19 protein-coding genes are annotated in these 16497 nt (G+C 51.8%); 18 read left to right on the plus strand and 1 reads right to left on the minus strand.

Features of this window, described 5'->3' with window-relative positions; translation table 11 throughout:
* Positions 1 to 302: 302 nt before the first annotated feature.
* The 18 genes from CAG64_RS13140 (at position 303) to CAG64_RS13225 (ending at position 15308) form a co-directional block, all read left to right on the plus strand.
* Entirely contained in the window at positions 303 to 1121 is an 819-nt protein-coding gene (locus tag CAG64_RS13140; protein WP_161457626.1) for a FliM/FliN family flagellar motor switch protein, read from the plus strand.
* Positions 1118 to 1486: a flagellar motor switch protein FliN gene (fliN, locus tag CAG64_RS13145; protein ID WP_021704212.1), complete on the plus strand. Its 369-nt coding sequence runs from the start codon at positions 1118 to 1120 to the stop codon at positions 1484 to 1486. The genes CAG64_RS13140 and fliN overlap by 4 nt, the downstream gene beginning before the upstream one ends.
* Positions 1487 to 1498: 12 nt before the next feature.
* The gene (fliP, locus tag CAG64_RS13150) at positions 1499 to 2257 is read left to right on the plus strand and encodes a flagellar type III secretion system pore protein FliP (protein WP_021704213.1); all 759 of its coding nucleotides are present in this window, start codon (positions 1499 to 1501) and stop codon (positions 2255 to 2257) included.
* A 12-nt stretch (positions 2258 to 2269) separates the two neighbouring features.
* Positions 2270 to 2539, plus strand: coding sequence for a flagellar biosynthesis protein FliQ (gene fliQ / locus CAG64_RS13155; RefSeq protein ID WP_021704214.1), 270 nt, complete (start codon positions 2270 to 2272; stop codon positions 2537 to 2539).
* Positions 2539 to 3315: a flagellar biosynthetic protein FliR gene (gene fliR, locus CAG64_RS13160; RefSeq protein WP_021704215.1), complete on the plus strand. Its 777-nt coding sequence runs from the start codon at positions 2539 to 2541 to the stop codon at positions 3313 to 3315. The genes fliQ and fliR overlap by 1 nt, the downstream gene beginning before the upstream one ends.
* Positions 3312 to 4439 (plus strand): flagellar biosynthesis protein FlhB, encoded by a 1128-nt coding sequence (gene flhB / locus CAG64_RS13165; protein ID WP_161457625.1) that lies wholly within the window; start codon positions 3312 to 3314, stop codon positions 4437 to 4439. Before fliR ends, flhB begins: the two co-directional genes overlap by 4 nt.
* 31 nt (positions 4440 to 4470) lie before the next feature.
* Positions 4471 to 6561, plus strand: coding sequence for a flagellar biosynthesis protein FlhA (flhA, locus tag CAG64_RS13170; protein ID WP_021704217.1), 2091 nt, complete (start codon positions 4471 to 4473; stop codon positions 6559 to 6561).
* Positions 6554 to 7369, plus strand: coding sequence for a diguanylate phosphodiesterase (locus CAG64_RS13175; protein WP_161453965.1), 816 nt, complete (start codon positions 6554 to 6556; stop codon positions 7367 to 7369). The genes flhA and CAG64_RS13175 overlap by 8 nt, the downstream gene beginning before the upstream one ends.
* Positions 7370 to 7545: 176 nt before the next feature.
* A complete protein-coding gene (gene lafA / locus CAG64_RS13180) occupies positions 7546 to 8412 on the plus strand; it encodes a lateral flagellin LafA (protein ID WP_161453966.1) in 867 nt (288 codons plus the stop codon).
* Between the two features lie 338 nt (positions 8413 to 8750).
* Positions 8751 to 10088 (plus strand): flagellar filament capping protein FliD, encoded by a 1338-nt coding sequence (gene fliD / locus CAG64_RS13185; RefSeq protein WP_021704220.1) that lies wholly within the window; start codon positions 8751 to 8753, stop codon positions 10086 to 10088.
* Between the two features lie 21 nt (positions 10089 to 10109).
* Positions 10110 to 10496 carry a flagellar export chaperone FliS gene (gene fliS / locus CAG64_RS13190; RefSeq protein ID WP_021704221.1) on the plus strand — a complete coding sequence of 129 codons (387 nt, stop codon included), beginning with the start codon at positions 10110 to 10112 and terminating at the stop codon, positions 10494 to 10496.
* A complete protein-coding gene (locus CAG64_RS13195) occupies positions 10480 to 10791 on the plus strand; it encodes a hypothetical protein (RefSeq protein WP_021704222.1) in 312 nt (103 codons plus the stop codon). Before fliS ends, CAG64_RS13195 begins: the two co-directional genes overlap by 17 nt.
* A gap of 4 nt (positions 10792 to 10795) precedes the next feature.
* Complete coding sequence (locus CAG64_RS13200) at positions 10796 to 11815, plus strand: flagellar hook-length control protein FliK (RefSeq protein ID WP_161457624.1); 1020 nt, start codon at positions 10796 to 10798, stop codon at positions 11813 to 11815.
* 20 nt (positions 11816 to 11835) lie between these two features.
* Positions 11836 to 12330 (plus strand): flagellar basal body-associated FliL family protein, encoded by a 495-nt coding sequence (locus tag CAG64_RS13205; protein ID WP_161453969.1) that lies wholly within the window; start codon positions 11836 to 11838, stop codon positions 12328 to 12330.
* A 12-nt stretch (positions 12331 to 12342) separates the two neighbouring features.
* The gene (locus CAG64_RS13210; RefSeq protein ID WP_021704225.1) at positions 12343 to 13071 is read left to right on the plus strand and encodes a FliA/WhiG family RNA polymerase sigma factor; all 729 of its coding nucleotides are present in this window, start codon (positions 12343 to 12345) and stop codon (positions 13069 to 13071) included.
* 9 nt (positions 13072 to 13080) lie between these two features.
* The gene (gene motA / locus CAG64_RS13215) at positions 13081 to 13938 is read left to right on the plus strand and encodes a flagellar motor stator protein MotA (RefSeq protein ID WP_161457623.1); all 858 of its coding nucleotides are present in this window, start codon (positions 13081 to 13083) and stop codon (positions 13936 to 13938) included.
* The gene (locus tag CAG64_RS13220) at positions 13938 to 14930 is read left to right on the plus strand and encodes a flagellar motor protein MotB (protein ID WP_021704227.1); all 993 of its coding nucleotides are present in this window, start codon (positions 13938 to 13940) and stop codon (positions 14928 to 14930) included. Before motA ends, CAG64_RS13220 begins: the two co-directional genes overlap by 1 nt.
* Before the next feature lie 90 nt (positions 14931 to 15020).
* A complete protein-coding gene (locus CAG64_RS13225) occupies positions 15021 to 15308 on the plus strand; it encodes a hypothetical protein (RefSeq protein WP_021704228.1) in 288 nt (95 codons plus the stop codon).
* Positions 15309 to 15552: 244 nt separating this feature from the next.
* On the opposite strand, the gene CAG64_RS13230 is transcribed toward CAG64_RS13225, so the two are convergent.
* A complete protein-coding gene (locus CAG64_RS13230; RefSeq protein WP_040902273.1) occupies positions 15553 to 16467 on the minus strand; it encodes a pirin family protein in 915 nt (304 codons plus the stop codon).
* Positions 16468 to 16497: the final 30 nt, after the last annotated feature.

Here is a 16497-nt window from a genome sequence, read left to right on the forward strand (position 1 = left end):
AATCAAAACAAAGATTTAGCTAAAAAACGCTCAATCGGTCCTTTAAGAACCTGTTTTGGAACAATGAGTTATCTATCATCAACTCGTTTGTTCATTTTTTATTCTGACGAATTATTATTATTTGTTATGAAAGCTAACTCCTTTCGATATTTATTTGAAGACCAATTCTTGAAGTTCAAATCAACATGTGAACTAAAGTCACAAACTTAAAATTAGAAACTAAAAAACAATAAAAAAGTCTGTGTAGACTAGCCGCATTAAAACGAAATAGTTCGTAATTGTTAAGAAACGGTAAAATACACATGGAACCACAGATCCATAAATCTATTTCTGAGCCAAAACCACTTAGCGTTGAGTTGCTCGGAAAACCGATTCATATTGTCAGAGATAAACTAGAAAACATTATTCAGGACTCCAGTCACTGTTTAGTGAACGAGTTACAACACTGGCTAAATACGAATCAAGTCGAAGTCGTTTTTAATCAGGTGAGCTTACACACTCTCGCTCCGCTAGAGATGGATAAGTCACTGACGTCGGTATGTCGGCACCAACAAGGCGGTCTCGTGTACGTCTATTGCGACACTCCGCTGCTGATTAAACTGGCTGATCGCTTTTACAACGCTGACCTTGAGCGCAGCAAAGGCACACTGACCAGCAGTGACCTGCGCCTGCAAGAACGCATGACTCGTCACATCATTGACTGGATTGCTCCTGGCGATATGTGGCGTAACAGCGATTTCGAGCTCAGCTACGGGATTGGCCTGAAAACCACACTGGATATTCATTTTGGTGAACACAGCGGCACGCTGACGATGGTTTTTGACAGCCAGTTAATTCAGACCCTGATTGACCAGCTCGATCTGCATCAACAGGACGACCTGCACGATCCGTTCTGTCACGCACTGGAGTCGGCACCGGTAAAACTGAATGTTCTGCTGAGCAAGAAAACCCTGCCACTCAGTGATGTGTTGAATCTGGCTCCCAACGACATTATGCCAATTGAGCTGCTGAGCACGGTGCCAGTCAGCGTTGGCAATGAACGCCTGTTTACCGGCCGCGTGGCCGAACAGGAAGGACAACTTGTATTAATTTTGAACGACGATAAGGAATCGCTACGATGAGTGAATCACCTGAAAACAACACCTTTGATGGTGAAGAGCTGAACTTTGATGATTTTCAACTGGAAGACTTCTCCGGCGACGTCGCGACTGAAGCGGCTGAGCGCCCGGAACGCGACCTGAGCTTTTTCAAAAATATTCCAGTGACGGTCACTCTCGAAGTAGCCAGCAAAGAGATTGCACTGGGCGATTTGATGAAAGCGGGCGAAGGCAGTGTCATTGAACTCGACAAACTCAACGGTGAGCCGCTGGACGTCAAAGTCAATGGTTCACTGATGGGGCATGCTGAAGTCGTTGTGGTCAATGAAAAATACGGTCTGCGCCTGATCGATGTGCTGGATTCAGCACTGACGTCGGTTGGTCAGTAAGGTTCAATTCAGATGGAAAAACTGCGTTCCCCATGGGCATGGATGCCTGCCCTGCTGTTGGCGTTGACGCTGGTTGCCATGCCGACGCTGGCAGCCGATAACGGACTGACCATACTCTCCGTCACCGACGGCCAGAGCGAACAGGAATACAGCGTCAAGTTGCAGATTTTGCTGCTGATGACCGCGCTGAGTTTCCTGCCCGCATTCATTCTCATGGCGACCAGTTTTACCCGGATTATCGTCGTACTGGCGATATTGCGCCAGGCACTTGGCTTACAACAGAGCCCGCCCAACCGGGTTCTGGTTGGCATTGCACTGACGCTGACGCTGCTGATCATGCGCCCGGTTTGGAGCGACATTTATCAAAATGCGTTCCAGCCTTACGACAACGGAGAAATCACGCTGATCCAGGCGTTTTCGGTGGCGGAAAAACCCATTCGCCATTTCATGCTGGCACAAACGCAACAGAGTTCACTGGAGCAGATGTTGCGAATTGCCAACGAACCGCTTGATCAGAATGTTGAGGACATCTCGTTTGCGGTGGTACTGCCTGCATTTGTCATCAGCGAGTTGAAAACCGCATTCCAGATTGGTTTTATGCTCTTCATTCCTTTTCTGATCATTGATCTGGTGGTCGCCAGTGTGCTGATGGCAATGGGGATGATGATGCTTTCCCCGCTGATCATTTCGCTGCCGTTTAAGTTGGTGATCTTCGTCCTGGTGGACGGTTGGGCCATGACTGTCGGCACTTTAAGCGCCAGTTTCGGCTAAACGGAGGACCTCATGACCCCTGAGTTAACCGTAACTCTGTTTTCCAATGCCGTGTGGCTGATCATTACCATGGTTGGCGTCCTGGTGGTGCCCGGACTGATTGTCGGTCTGGGCATTGCTATCTTCCAGGCTGCCACACAAATCAACGAACAGACACTCAGCTTCTTGCCGCGTCTGATGGTTACCTTGCTCATGGTGATTTTCGCCGGCCATTGGATGCTGCAAAAAATCATGGACCTGTTCGACTACCTGTTCCATAACATTCCGGGGATGATCGGCTGATGGCACTGACCTTTGCCGAGCTCTCTGCTTGGTTGGGCCAACTTTGGTGGCCGTTTTTTCGCGTTGGTGCGGTGTTTCTTTCGATGCCATTTTTTGGTGACGCGCTGATCCCACTTTGGGTTCGTAGCCTGCTCGCCTTATCTCTGGTGGTGATCACCGCGCCGCTGATGCCCGCCATGCCCGCCGTCGACCTGTTTTCAATGACTTCCCTATACCTGGCCTTTGAACAAGCGGTTTGGGGCCTAATGTTCGGGCTTATCCTGCATATGCTGTTCAGCATTTTCACCACGCTGGGGCAGATTGTTTCGTTACAGATGGGCCTCGGTATGGCGATGATGAACGACCCAGTCAATGGCATGTCGGTGGCGATTCTTGGCCGGATTTTCCTGATTTTCAGCACGCTGCTGTTTCTGGCACTGGAGGGGCACCTGCTGGTCATTGATATTCTGATTCAAAGCTTCACCATCTGGCCGGTCGGCTCCGGGATCACCATGCTTTCACTGCAAGGCGTTGTGTCGATCTTCGGCTGGATGTTTGCTTCCTCACTGGCACTGGCCCTGCCGGCGATTGTTTCCATGCTGCTGGCTAACATCAGTTTTGGCGTCATGAACCGCGCAGCACCGGCACTCAACGTCTACGCACTCGGCTTTCCGATGACCATGCTGCTCGGCCTCTTTAGTGTGCTGATCTCTGTGTCCGGAGTGCCGAGCCGGTACACGGCACTGGTGCACGATACACTCAACTATCTGAATACCTTTATGCTGGGGGGCGCATGAGCGAACAATCGTCTCAGGACAAAACCGAAAAGGCTTCCCCCCAGAAGGTCAAAAAAGCCCGCGAACAGGGCCAGATTCCCCGAGCCAAAGAGTTTACCGCTGCGGTCATTTTCCTCGCGGTGGCGATCTACTTCTACAGCCAGTTAGCCACCATTTGGCAGAGTATCTCCGGGGTATTCCGTTTCAATATGGCGCTGACTAAACAAGATCTGGCGACACCGGAAAAAATGGTTGAACAGCTCGGCCACAGCCTCGGCATCGTTCTCGAAATGCTATTGCCGATGTTTGTGGTCATCATCGTGGTGGCGGTCGCCAGTTCGCTGATTCTCGGCGGCTGGATGTTCCGTCCGGCCAACGTGCAACCTAAGCTGAGTAAGCTCAACCCGCTCAATCGCCTCAAGCGGATGTTCTCAACCCGCTCTCTGGTTGAGCTTCTGAAATCTACCCTCAAAGTGAGTGTGATTTTTGCGGTGCTGTACGGCTACCTGGACAATCACCTCCAGCCACTGCTCGGCATGCAACGCCTGCCACTCAGTCAGGGAGTCAGCCTGATCATGACCATTCTGTTCGAAGGTCTGCTGTTGATGGGCGTGGCTCTGCTGATTTTCGGGGTAATAGATATTCCTTATCAGCGCTGGGAGCACCTCAAAGAGCTCAAGATGACCAAACAAGAGCTCAAAGAGGAATACAAAAACAACGAAGGCCGTCCGGAAGTAAAACAACGCATTCGCCAGATCCAACAGCAGTTTGCCCGCCGGCGTATCGACAAAATGGTGCCCACCGCTGACGTAGTGATCACCAACCCGACGCATTACGCAGTGGCACTTAAGTACGACCCATCCCTGTCGGATGCGCCGTTTGTGGTCGCCAAAGGCGTGGATGAAACCGCGATGCACATTCAGCGTATCGCGCGTGAAAATCAGGTGGAAATCATCAACTCGCCGCCACTGACGCGTTCCATTTATCACACCACCGCGATTGAACAAGCCGTTCCGAGCCAGTTGTACATCGCCGTGGCCCACATTCTGACTTACGTCCTGCAGCTTAAATCGTTTCGCAAAGGCGAAGGTGAGCAACCACTGCCCTTGCCACACTTTTCGATTCCTAAGCACCTGCAGCACTGATTAACCAGCATTAACCCAAGGATAAGAAAGCATGCTTAATCGCTTGAAACAAATTCAGTCGTCGACCAAAGGCTACATCGGGATACCGATTGTGTTGTTGATGGTTCTGGCCATGGTCATCCTGCCATTGCCACCCTTGCTGCTGGATGCGCTGTTTACTTTTAACATCGTCCTGGCCATTCTGGTTCTGCTGGTCAGTACCACAGCTAAACGCCCGCTAGATTTCTCGATATTCCCGACCATTCTGTTGGTTGCAACCCTGCTGCGCTTGACGCTCAACGTCGCGTCGACCCGTATTGTTCTGCTGGAAGGCCACAACGGCGGCGATTCCGCCGGTAAAGTCATTCAGGCGTTCGGTGAAGTGGTGATCGGCGGTAACTATGTGGTTGGTATGGTCATTTTCGTCATCCTGATGATCATTAACTTTGTGGTGATCACCAAAGGTGGCGAACGGATTTCCGAAGTATCGGCACGTTTTACCCTGGATGCCTTACCGGGTAAGCAGATGGCCATCGATGCCGACCTCAACGCTGGTCTTATCGATCAGGAGACGGCCCGCCAACGCCGCCGTGAAGTGGCCAATGAAGCAGACTTCCACGGTTCAATGGATGGTGCGTCCAAATTTGTGCGCGGCGATGCCGTTGCCGGCTTGATGATCCTGTTCATCAACATCATCGGCGGTATCAGCATTGGTGTGTTTGAGCACGGCCTGCCCGCGTCTGAAGCGTTTAAAACTTATGCTTTGCTGACCATCGGTGACGGTCTGGTTGCTCAGATTCCGTCCCTGCTGCTGGCGACAGCTGCTGCTATCATCGTTACCCGCATTAACGACAGCGATAATGGCATGTCGGAGACCATGCACAAGCAACTGCTGGCCACCCCGACCACACTGTTCACCGTTGCAACCATTATGCTGGTAATCGGCCTGGTTCCGGGTATGCCTCACTTGGCATTCTTCACCTTTGCAGCGGCGCTCGCCTTTGCGGGCTGGCGTCAGAGCAAAAAGCCGGTTCACGATCCGCAAATCGAAGAAGTGGAAGCCCTGTCACAGGCGATGCAGGACGACGATGCCCCGCTGACCTGGGAAGACATTCCCCACGTGCATACGCTATCGCTGGCTTTGGGCTACCGATTGGTTCACCTGGTGAACAAAGAGCAAGGTGCCCCGCTGACCCAACGTATCCGCGGTGTCCGACGTAACTTATCGGAACAGGTCGGCTTCCTGCTACCGGAAGTGCGTATTCGCGATAATCTGAGCCTCAAACCGAACCAGTACACACTGTCGCTTAACGGTGAAGTGATTGAGCAGGGCTTTATTGAACCTGAACGTCTGATGGCAATTGCGGTCGGTGACACCTACGGCGAAGTCGACGGCATTCTCGGCAGCGATCCCGCTTATCAGTTGCCGGCAGTCTGGATTGAGCACAACGACAAAGCGAAAGCGCTCAATATGGGTTATCAAGTGGTGGACGACGCCACAGTGATCGCAACGCATATCAGCAAAGTCATGAAGTCGCACCTAGCAGAATTGTTTAATCACGATGACGTAGAAGCCATGAATCAGCGCCTTACTCAACAGGCTCCGAAACTGGCCGAAGCCTTGGGCGCCGCGCTGAATCCGGCGCAGCAGCTCAAAGTTTACCGTCAGCTGCTGCTGGATCAGGTACCACTGAAAGACATCCGTACCATTGCTAACACCATGTTGGAGTCATCGGAAAACACCAAAGACCCCATTCTGCTCGCCGCCGATGTCCGCTGCGCGCTGCGCCGCACTTTGGTCAACCTGATTGCCGGCCAGAAAAACGAAATCAGTGTCTATGCATTGTCGGATGAGCTTGAGCAAATGCTGATGACCTCACTGCAGCAGGCTCAGGCCAGCGGCGCAGTGATGCTGGACAGCTTCCCTATTGAACCGAATATTCTGAGTCAGTTCCAACAGAACCTGCCGTTGATCCGCCAACAACTCAAACAACAGGGTCTGGCGCCGATTTTGTTGGTTATGCCGCAACTCAGACCTTTAATTGCCCGTTATGCCCGCAGTTTCACACAGGGTCTGGCGGTCTTGTCTTACAATGAAATCCCAGAAAACAAACAAATCAACGTGGTAGGAAACCTTGGCTAGTCTTATATCAAATCAGGCAATGTATCATTACTTGCGCGAACTGATTGAACAATATGTCGTCACGGATGACGACAAAATTATCTTTGAAGCTTTTCTGCAAAATGATGTCCGACACGCCTGTCAGGCGATTCGTGATGCGTACAGCGGTGAAGTGGAGTATCAACACCTCACTCTGCGCTTTGGCAACCGCAGTGAGCAGAGTGTGTATCAGTTTGACCTGTCACAGACCATGCAGTACTGCCTGGATCTGTACAGTCTCTATCTGGCGCTGCGCCAGACACGCTTTCAAATGGAAACGTTTCATCCGGATCTGATCAGTAACGTGGTTGTGCCGATCCGGATGAGTGCTTTGCTGTGGGAGCCGGGGCTGGAATTTCTCCATCAGATTTTCCGTCATCATCAGGATGCGTTTGCCCATGTGATTCCATCCCTGCAGATGACACCGGAAAACTTTACCCGGGCAGACAGCACCGAGCTGGTAGAGCAAATTCGTACTAACGCCTATGCGTTGTGGTTCGAATTGTGCGCGCCCGGCGAACACTTCGAGCCCTACGCCGACTTTAAACCGGACATGATCAAACTCTCCTTTACGCTGGAAAGTAAAGAAGATCGCAGTAGCTTTCTGCCCATTATACGTTTTCTGCGTAAACACCGTTTGAGCTGGACCGCCGGACGCGTTGCCAGTCAGATAGAGCTGAACCAGTGCAAGCTGCTGGGTGCAAGCCACTATTTTGGTTACTTCAGTGATATTCCGACCTCTGTGTCTTTCCGCTCTTTCGATGAAGCCGACAACGAGGAATGTCGCTAACCCCCAATAAAAACGCGAATTAATGGAATTGAGATCACCAAAAACCACCTAATTTCATTAATTCGCTATTTTTTTTCAACCCCGATTAAATCCTGCCAAACAAGTAACCGCCTCTAGTTAGTGACCAGGGAAATTCCCAGAGCCTGAAAGACAGTTAGCAAACCAAGGAGACTAAGATGGCTTTATCTATGCACACTAACTACGCTTCACTAGTAACTCAAAACACGCTAAGCAATACAAACAACCTACTGAACACTGCAATGGAGCGTTTGAGTACTGGTTACCGTATTAACTCAGCAGCGGATGACGCAGCGGGTCTACAAATCTCTACCCGTCTTGAGTCTCAAACTCGCGGCATGAGCGTAGCAATGCGTAACGCACAAGACGGCATCTCTATGATGCAAACCGCTGAAGGCGCGATGGATGAGATGACTAACATCGTTTACCGTATGAACGATCTGGCAACTCAAGCATCAAACGGTTCAGCCTCTGCTGCAGATAAAACTGCACTGAACAGCGAATACCAACAGCTGAACGAAGAACTGGCGAACATCATGAGTTCAACCAACTTCGGCGGTCAGAAAATGTTCCAGACCACAGGTTTTGCGGCTGGCGCAGTGAACATCCAAATCGGTACTAACTCAGGTGAACAACTGGCTATCGACGTATCGACTGAAATCGGTAATCTGGACACAGCTGTAGGTGCTGCAGGTGCTTTTGCTCTAGGTGACATTTCAACTGAAGCGGGCGCACAAACTGCACTGGACACGTTGACTGGTGCAAATGGTGACGCAGGCGTTCTGGCTCAAATCGGTACAGTACGTTCAAGCTTTGGTGCGAACATCAACCGTCTAGAGCACACTATCGTTAACCTAGGCAACATGGTTGAGAACACATCTGCTGCGAAAGGCCGTATCACTGATGCAGACTTCGCTGTTGAATCTTCCAACATGACTAAGAACCAGATGCTGATGCAAGCCGGTACTACAGTTCTGTCTCAGACTAACCAGCTGCCAGGCATGGCAATGTCTCTGCTTCGCTAAGACGCCTCCTGATTCTTATCTACTCCAGTTACGCAAAGCCTCCTTCGGGAGGCTTTTTTTATACCTGTGCTTCCCTCTCAGCCCCGGCGGCCCAGCTTAATTCTATGTCCATTCCGGTCGCCCTACTTATAGAGGAAAGTTGTTCAGCCCTTTCAGGAAAAAGCGGAATTGCCCATTAGGAAGCAGCACTTCCGCTTTTGACACAAAAACAACTTAATACATTGAATTTAAAGACTTTAATTACTGGCACACATCTTGCAATTTAGCAATTCAATTACTAACGATTGATGAATCGGCCTGATGATGGGTCATCAGTCTGAGTTACAGGGAGCAACCCGATGAGTTCATTCGATCCAATTAACATGGCCACCCAACTGGCCACGTATGACGTTCAACCATTCCAGAAGCGTTACCAGATGCAGGCGGACAAATACCAGTCGCAGTTGACCGCGCTGGGTAAAGTGGAAAGCGCACTGCGCGACTTCCGCTCTGCTGTCGATGCAATGAACAGCAGTACCAGCAGCATCATCAAAAATACCGCCACCTTGTCTCAGGATGGGTATTTGTCGGCGAACGTTGACGCGAAAGCTCTGGTCGGCAACTACCAGATCTTCGTAGAGCAGATCGCGACCGCGCACCAGGTCTCAACCAGTATGCCGGCTGACTTGGATGCCACAACCGAAATCCCGACCACAGGAACGCTGGAGTTCACCATCAACGGTGAGAGCATGACGCTGGATCTGTCCACGGTCGATAGCGACGGCGATGGTAAAGCCACCATGGCGGATCTGATTTCGACCATCAACAACGACAGCAACAACCCGGGTGTAAACGCCACGCTGGTGCGCTCAAATGGCCAAACCCACTTCATGTTGTCCAGCACAGAAACCGGTGTCGAGAACCAAATCAACGTGTCTGCCTCAGGAACGGGAGCCACTTGGTTTGAAGATGCCTTCACCAACCTCAATGAAATCAGCGCACCTCAGGATGCTGTCATCTGGCTGGGCGCGAAAGACACGGGTCTGAAACTGACTAACGCCAGTAACACGTTCAAGGGTGTGATTGACGGGGTGGATGTCACGGTCAACAAAGCGCAAACGGCTGGCGAGAGCCCAATCGGCATGACCATTGGTGCCGATAACGAAGCGACCAAAGAGCAGGTCAACAAATTCGTCGACGCCTATAACACGCTGATGTCGACCATCGATGAGTACACCTCCATCGGTGGCGAAGACAAAGCGCGTGGCGTTCTAGCGAGCGACCCGACTTTGCGTTCGATCGAAAGCCAACTGACCAGTTTGGTACGTGGTGAATACAACGGCATGCGTCTGAGCGAAGCCGGCATCAGCATCGATCGTAACGGCAAAATGAAACTGGACGCGAAGAAGTTTGAGGCAGCGCAATCCAACAATGGCGCCGCGCTGGAGGCGATGTTTAACGGCGACGGTAACCTGCTTGATTCCATTGACGACATGGTGGAGCCGTTCCTTAAGTTTTCATCTGGCCTGTTCTCTTCTCGCAAAGATGCCCTGAAACAAAACATCAGCCGCATCGACGACAAGCAAGCCAACCTGGAACGCAAATACGACATGGCGTACGACCGCTATCTCAAACAATTCACTCAAATGAACACCCTAATGACCCAGATGAACCAAACCATGTCGATGTTTGGGTAAGTCTATTCAGGAGAAGTACTTATGCTAATGGATTCCGGCTACGACTCATATCAGCAGGTGGATCTGGATGCCCAGGCCGCCGCCGCTAACCCTCACCAGTTAGTGGTGATGCTGATTGATGGCCTGCTTGACGAAATCGAACGAACCCGCGGCCATATCGCCGCGGCTCGTCTGGCCGAGAAAGGCACCAGCATCAATAAATGCATGAACATACTAATCGGTCTCGACAGTGCGCTGGACGAAGAGAACGGCGGTGAAATCGCACAGAATCTGCATCAGTTGTATGACTTTTGCCAGATTGAGCTCTACCAGGCCAGCGTTCAGAACGACGTCGACAAACTGGCCAATGTAGAAAAAGTAATGGCGAATATTCGAGAAGGATGGGTAAGTTTTGGCAAGCACGCATAAAGTCTCTCCCGAGCGATTTCGTCATCTGTCAAAGCTGATGCAAATTGCGACCAAAACCGAGGACTGGCATGCCCTGAAGCGCTACGACCTACAGTTGCGCGAATTGCTGACCAGTCATAAAGCGTATTTGAGCGATCCTCAACTGGCACCGGAAATTGCCCGTGCTAAGGCCATTCATCAGGAGGCATTCGACGCCTTGGAAAAGGCCACTGGCGAACTGCGTCAGGAGATGAACAAGGTTAACGCTCAGCAAGAGCGTGCCATGGCATATCAACTGGCGATGACGATGGAGTAACCGCATGATCACTACCTCTACCCTAGCCTCATCTGCGGTGAAATCAGCGGGCGGTGAAACGGGCAAAGTGCACGAAGCGCGAGTGTTCGGCGAATCGACACCAGCAAGCGGCGCATTTCGTCTCGGCCAACCATCGACAGCGATGGATCCCGCATTGTCGTTCACGCAAAACGGTGAGCACTCAACAGGCGAATCGCAGCAAGATGACACGCAACAGGACATTCTGACGCTGCTGCTCAGCGGGCTGACCAGTGCTGCGACTCCAGAACGGAATCCGCTTCACGCCAGTGCACCAGCCAACGAACGTCTCGGCCAGATGAAGCTCCACGGCGAGCACGCGGCGGTGAATCAACATCGAGCAGACACGGCGGTCACAGCGCAAACAAGTGAGCTGCGCCAGAGCCAGGCAGCGGCTTCCGTGAGCGAGCTGCCCAGTCAAGTCAAACTGACGTCACTGAGCAATGATGTGTTGTCGTCTGGTTCGTCTCAGCCATTGGCGCAACCACTAATGGCCGGTGCCGCATCGGCTCAGTCTCACACCCTGCAAAGCGCGGCCACAACCGCAGCCTCAGCAACCAGTGCCCCTCAGACCGCAGAATGGGCCAGCGTGCGTATTGATACTCAGGCCGGACGCTGGGGCGAGCAGATGATGCAGGTGTTGCACGACAGAGTCTCTTTGCAAGCGCAACAGAACCTGCAAGAAGCCAAAATCCGCCTGGATCCGCCAGAGCTGGGCAAACTCGATCTGCTGGTGCGGGTGGAAGGCGATCGCCTCAGTGTTCACATTAACGCGAATGCCAGTGCTACCCGCGAAGCGCTGATGCAGGTTTCCGAGCGTCTGCGCGCCGAATTGCAGGATCAGAACTTTGTCCATGTCGACGTTAATGTCGGTTCGGATCAAGACGATCAAGCCAGTCCCTATTCACCAACAGACGAGCAGGCCACCATATTTGCCGCGCGCGATCTGCGTGAAGACAACTCTCACACATTTACTTCTGACCACTGGCTGAACACCCAAGCCTGATTGATAACGAGGATAAGGTCATGACCAAACAACAATTGATTGCCGCTTTCATCGCAATGATCGTCACCAGCGCCCTCGTATCGGCCATTACCCTCGTGGGTGGTGTCTGGTATCTGAAAAAAGCCAGCCAGGACGATTCCGCTGACTTTTTTGAAGGCTCCTCCCTGTCGTTCCTGACGGAAGAACCTAAGCCCGTCAACACGCCAAGCTTTCACGCACTGGATAAAATTGTCCTGAGTGTCAAAGGCAAGAAACAATCGCACTTCGTGATGTTGGAAGTGGCGGTTGAAACCCGTCGTCCGGAACGCATCAAGGACATTGATGACTACATGCCGGTCGTCCGCAACTCGCTGCTCAAGCTGTTTGCTGATAAATCCTTCGACGATCTGCAGCGTGAAGGCGCGATCGACGATTTGCAAAATGAAGTGAAACAGACTCTGCTGATGGCCTTCGCCAAAACAGACATTGTTCGTGACATCGATGACGTGCTGCTCACCAAATACGTGGTGCAGTAAAGGAGCACCTCTATGTTGGATATGAACTTACAGGAAGGCTACAACGCCACGGAGGAGATCGCTTCACCGTCGGTGCCTATCGATGAAAATCGCCTGTTACAAAAGCATCAGATCCTGGTTAAGCGCGTGGTGAATCAACTGCGTGCCCACGCCAACACGCATTGCGGCGTGGAAGACATGCAGCAAATCGGACTGATTGGCCTGCTCGAAGCGGGACGTCGGTATGGCAACATTGACGACGCCAACTTCCCTGCATTTGCGGTATGCCGTATTCGTGGCGCCATTCTGGATGAGTTGCGTCGCCTGGACTGGCGTTCTCGTAAAACCCGTCAGCAGGCCCACGAACTCAACGACGTGACCCGGGATCTGACCCGTAAGCTCGGACGTCAGCCCACAGATGCGGAGATCATCAAAGCACTCGGTACCGACGTCCGAGACTACTACTCGCGTCTGAATGCGTCGCTGGCTGGTGAAATGCAAAGCCTGGATCAATTGATTGAGAATGGCGTCGAAAGCCATATTGACAGCCACTATGACGGCATGGCTCACGAGCAAATCCGTCGCAGTCTCGATCAGGCGCTGACCAGGCTACCAAAGCGTGACCAACTGCTGCTGACGCTGTTTTACCAGCACGAACTTAACCTACATGAAATCGCCCTGGTTCTGGAGCTGACGCCACCGCGCATCTGTCAGTTGCACAAGCAGGCGCTGAAACAACTTAACCAATACTTGTCCAGTTAGGAGTCACTGATGCAAAAGTTTTTTGGTGCAATTACAGTCTTGATATGTGTCTTTGGCGGCTACGTCTGGGCAGGCGGCAGCCTGGCCGCGATCTGGCAGCCCGCGGAACTGCTGATCATCGGCGGTGCCGCGCTCGGTTCGTTGATCATCGGTAACCCACCTCAGGTGCTCAAGGAGATGCGCCGTCAGGTGAAAATGATCATCACTCAACCGAAAGAGGAACAGGAGTATTACATGGAGCTGATGGCCGTGCTGAAGATTCTCTTGGAAACCGCACGCAACCAGGGCTTCAAATCACTCGACAGCCACATTGAGACACCGGAACAGAGCTCGATTTTCCTCGCTTACCCGAACATCGCCTCGGATCACCGCCTGATCTCTTTTATTACCGATAATTTGCGTTTAATGGCGATGGGCCAAATGTCGCCTCATGAATTAGAGGGACTGCTGGAACAGGAAATCGACGCCATTCAGACCGATCTGCTGCTGCCATCACGCTCGATGCAGCGCACAGCAGAGGCTCTGCCTGGCTTCGGTATTCTGGCTGCAGTGGGTGGCATCATCATCACCATGCAGGCGATTGATGGGTCGATTGCCATGATTGGCTATCACGTTGCCGCCGCCCTCGTGGGAACCTTTATCGGGATTTTTGGGTGTTACTGCTGTCTGGATCCGGCAAGTAACGCTATGGCCCAGCGCGTTAAGCGCAACATGACAGCGTTTGAATGCGTGCGTGCAACCCTGGTTGCCTACGTCGCGAAAAAACCAACGCTGCTGGCAATTGACGCGGGCCGTAAACATATTCAGCTAGACATCAAACCCACCTTTAACCAAATGGAGAAATGGCTGGCTGAACAGGAGGGATAATGCAAAAACAAGAACATGTGGTGTTCAAACGCAGCAAATCAGAGTCGCACGATGAACTTCACGGTGGCGCATGGAAAGTCGCATTTGCCGATTTTATGATTGCGCTGATGGCCTTGTTTCTTGTGCTGTGGGTCATGCAGGTGGTGGACAAAGAAGAGCGTAAAGCGATCGTCGCTCACCTGCACAGCTCCAGCGTGTTCGACAAGAGCTATGGCAATCCCTTTGATACCTCGCAAAGTATCTCTCCGATTGATCTGGCGGCTGAGTCTTCTGTACCCAGCCGTCATGATTCAAACCACACCGTCACCTCGTTTTTCCGTGGTGATGGTGACGGACCGGAGTCGGACTCGCTGATCCCGGGCAACTTCGATACACAGGAACGCCTGGCGGTACTGGCGAAAGTTGTGGAAGAGATGGTGCGTCAGATCAATGCTCAGGGTAACGTCAACGTCACTGTGACACCGCAAGGCCTGCGCATTGTGCTTCAGGACGACTACAAGCAGAACATGTTTCGTCGTGGCGGCGCTGAGCTGACCCCGTTTTTTGAAGACCTGTTGCTGGCGCTGGCGCCAGTGTTCAAGCGAGTCAGTAACCCACTGATCATCAGTGGTCATACCGACTCCACGCGCTTCAAAAAACATTTCAGCAATCGCTCCAACTGGGAACTCTCCGCCTCCCGTGCAAATGCTGCCCGGCAGACGCTGGTCTCAGGCGGCATGCCGGAAGAACGTGTTTTGCAGGTTGCGGGGATGTCTGACCGTGCTCTGATCAACGAAACTGAGCCGGATGCGAGCGAAAACCGCCGAATTGAACTGTTTGTGCTGACCACGCCTGCAGCCGAGGTTCTGGAAACCTTGTTTGGCCAGCAATCTGACAGCGAGTTACTCAAAGCCAGGGAAAAGGCGCAGTTTAATCAACCAGTTATTCGTCAAGAGACGATCAACTATCCTATACTCTCTGAGCAATCAGAGGAAACCCTGCAGAATCTCTAAGCAGAGACTCTGACTTTCCTTTACCGCCCTGTCTACAGGGCGGTGAATCTCCCAACCCTGTTCGTTACTAATGGAAGATCCGAGCAAGTTATGTATCAACACTCTGGCGACGCACCAAAAAAAGATGGGTTACAGAAAGCCTTACTCTGGCTAATCGTGATTGATTACTGCCTGCTGACGCTGTTTCTCAGCCAGTTAGCAAACCTGACCCTCAGAGCCGGCACTGGTATCAGCACCTTACTGGTTCTGTACAACGTGCTGTTGTCCTCACTGTGCTTTCAACGCACCAGTAAGCGGGACTCCTACATTATCTACCCAACCCTTTCAGCCACCTTGTTGGCGTTTACCTTCTTCCTGTACTTTTTCTTTCTGATTTAGTGACAGGCATTCACACCGTCTGTTTAGCAGACAAAGAATGCGCCTCAATACGCCCTGTCATCTTTTCGTTCTGGTTTTAACACACTTTTTTCTCTCCCTTTAATTCACCAGACGGACACGCCAAAACCCGGTCTTCAAGTGACAGGCTTGAACCGGGTGGCAAAGCTTTTGGTTGTCGAACACAACCATTCAGATAAGTACCTGTAGCCACATATTATTGATGGCTGATGGCCGACAAAACCGTCTAGTCTGGAAACGGAATAAACTCATCTTCATCACCAGGCACCGTGGCAAAATGACCGGCTTTCCAATTCTCTTTTGCTCTGTCAATCAGCGCCTTATCTGTAGCAACAAAATTCCACTCCATGTAACGGGGTCCTATGGCCTCGCCGCCAACCAGTGCAATCACACTGTCTTGGGTTGCCATGACTTCCACGCCAGAGGAGCCATCCAAAATGGCCATCGAGTGCGCCTCCAGCTCCGTATCCTTGAAACGAACATGACCACTAACCACGTACACCCCTCGTTCTGGCACATCGGGTAGCACCAGTGTTCTTCCCGCCTCAATGCTCGCTTCGATATAGAGTGTTGGCGAGTACGTCATGACGGGCGAAGTGCGTCCATAAGCCGAACCAATCAGGATCCTGATGGACACACCGTCATTCAGGATGAAGGGAAGCTGTGCCTGATCATAGTGATAAAACGCCGGCGTCGTTTGCTCTTGTTCTTTGGGTAAAGCCAGCCAAAGCTGAAGTCCGTTCAAGGTGTTATTGGCGGTTTTGATTTCCGGTCGTTGCCGCTCCGAGTGCACAATGCCATCACCGGCCACCATCAGATTAATGTCACCGGGAAGAACCCGAGCTTCAGTGCCCAGCGAGTCACGGTGGAGCATCTCCCCTTCAAACAAATAAGTGACCGTGGCTAAACCGATATGAGGGTGAGGTCTGACATCAACGCCCTGTCCGGGCGCAAAGGTTGCAGGCCCCATGTGATCAAAGAAAACCCAAGGTCCAATGCTTCTGCATCCTTTGGTCGGAATCGTTCTACGAACGCAAAATCCACCCAGATCTTTGTCTTTGGGCGTTAATATTTTTTTTACCGCATCACAACCATCAGACACGCCGCAAGGCAGTTCAAGCTCTTGATTCAGGTTACTCATCATCGTTTTCCGTTAACGCAAAAAGGGGGA

Source organism: Vibrio sp. V38_P2S17PM301, assembly GCF_009904845.1.
Lineage (GTDB): Bacteria > Pseudomonadota > Gammaproteobacteria > Enterobacterales > Vibrionaceae > Vibrio > Vibrio proteolyticus.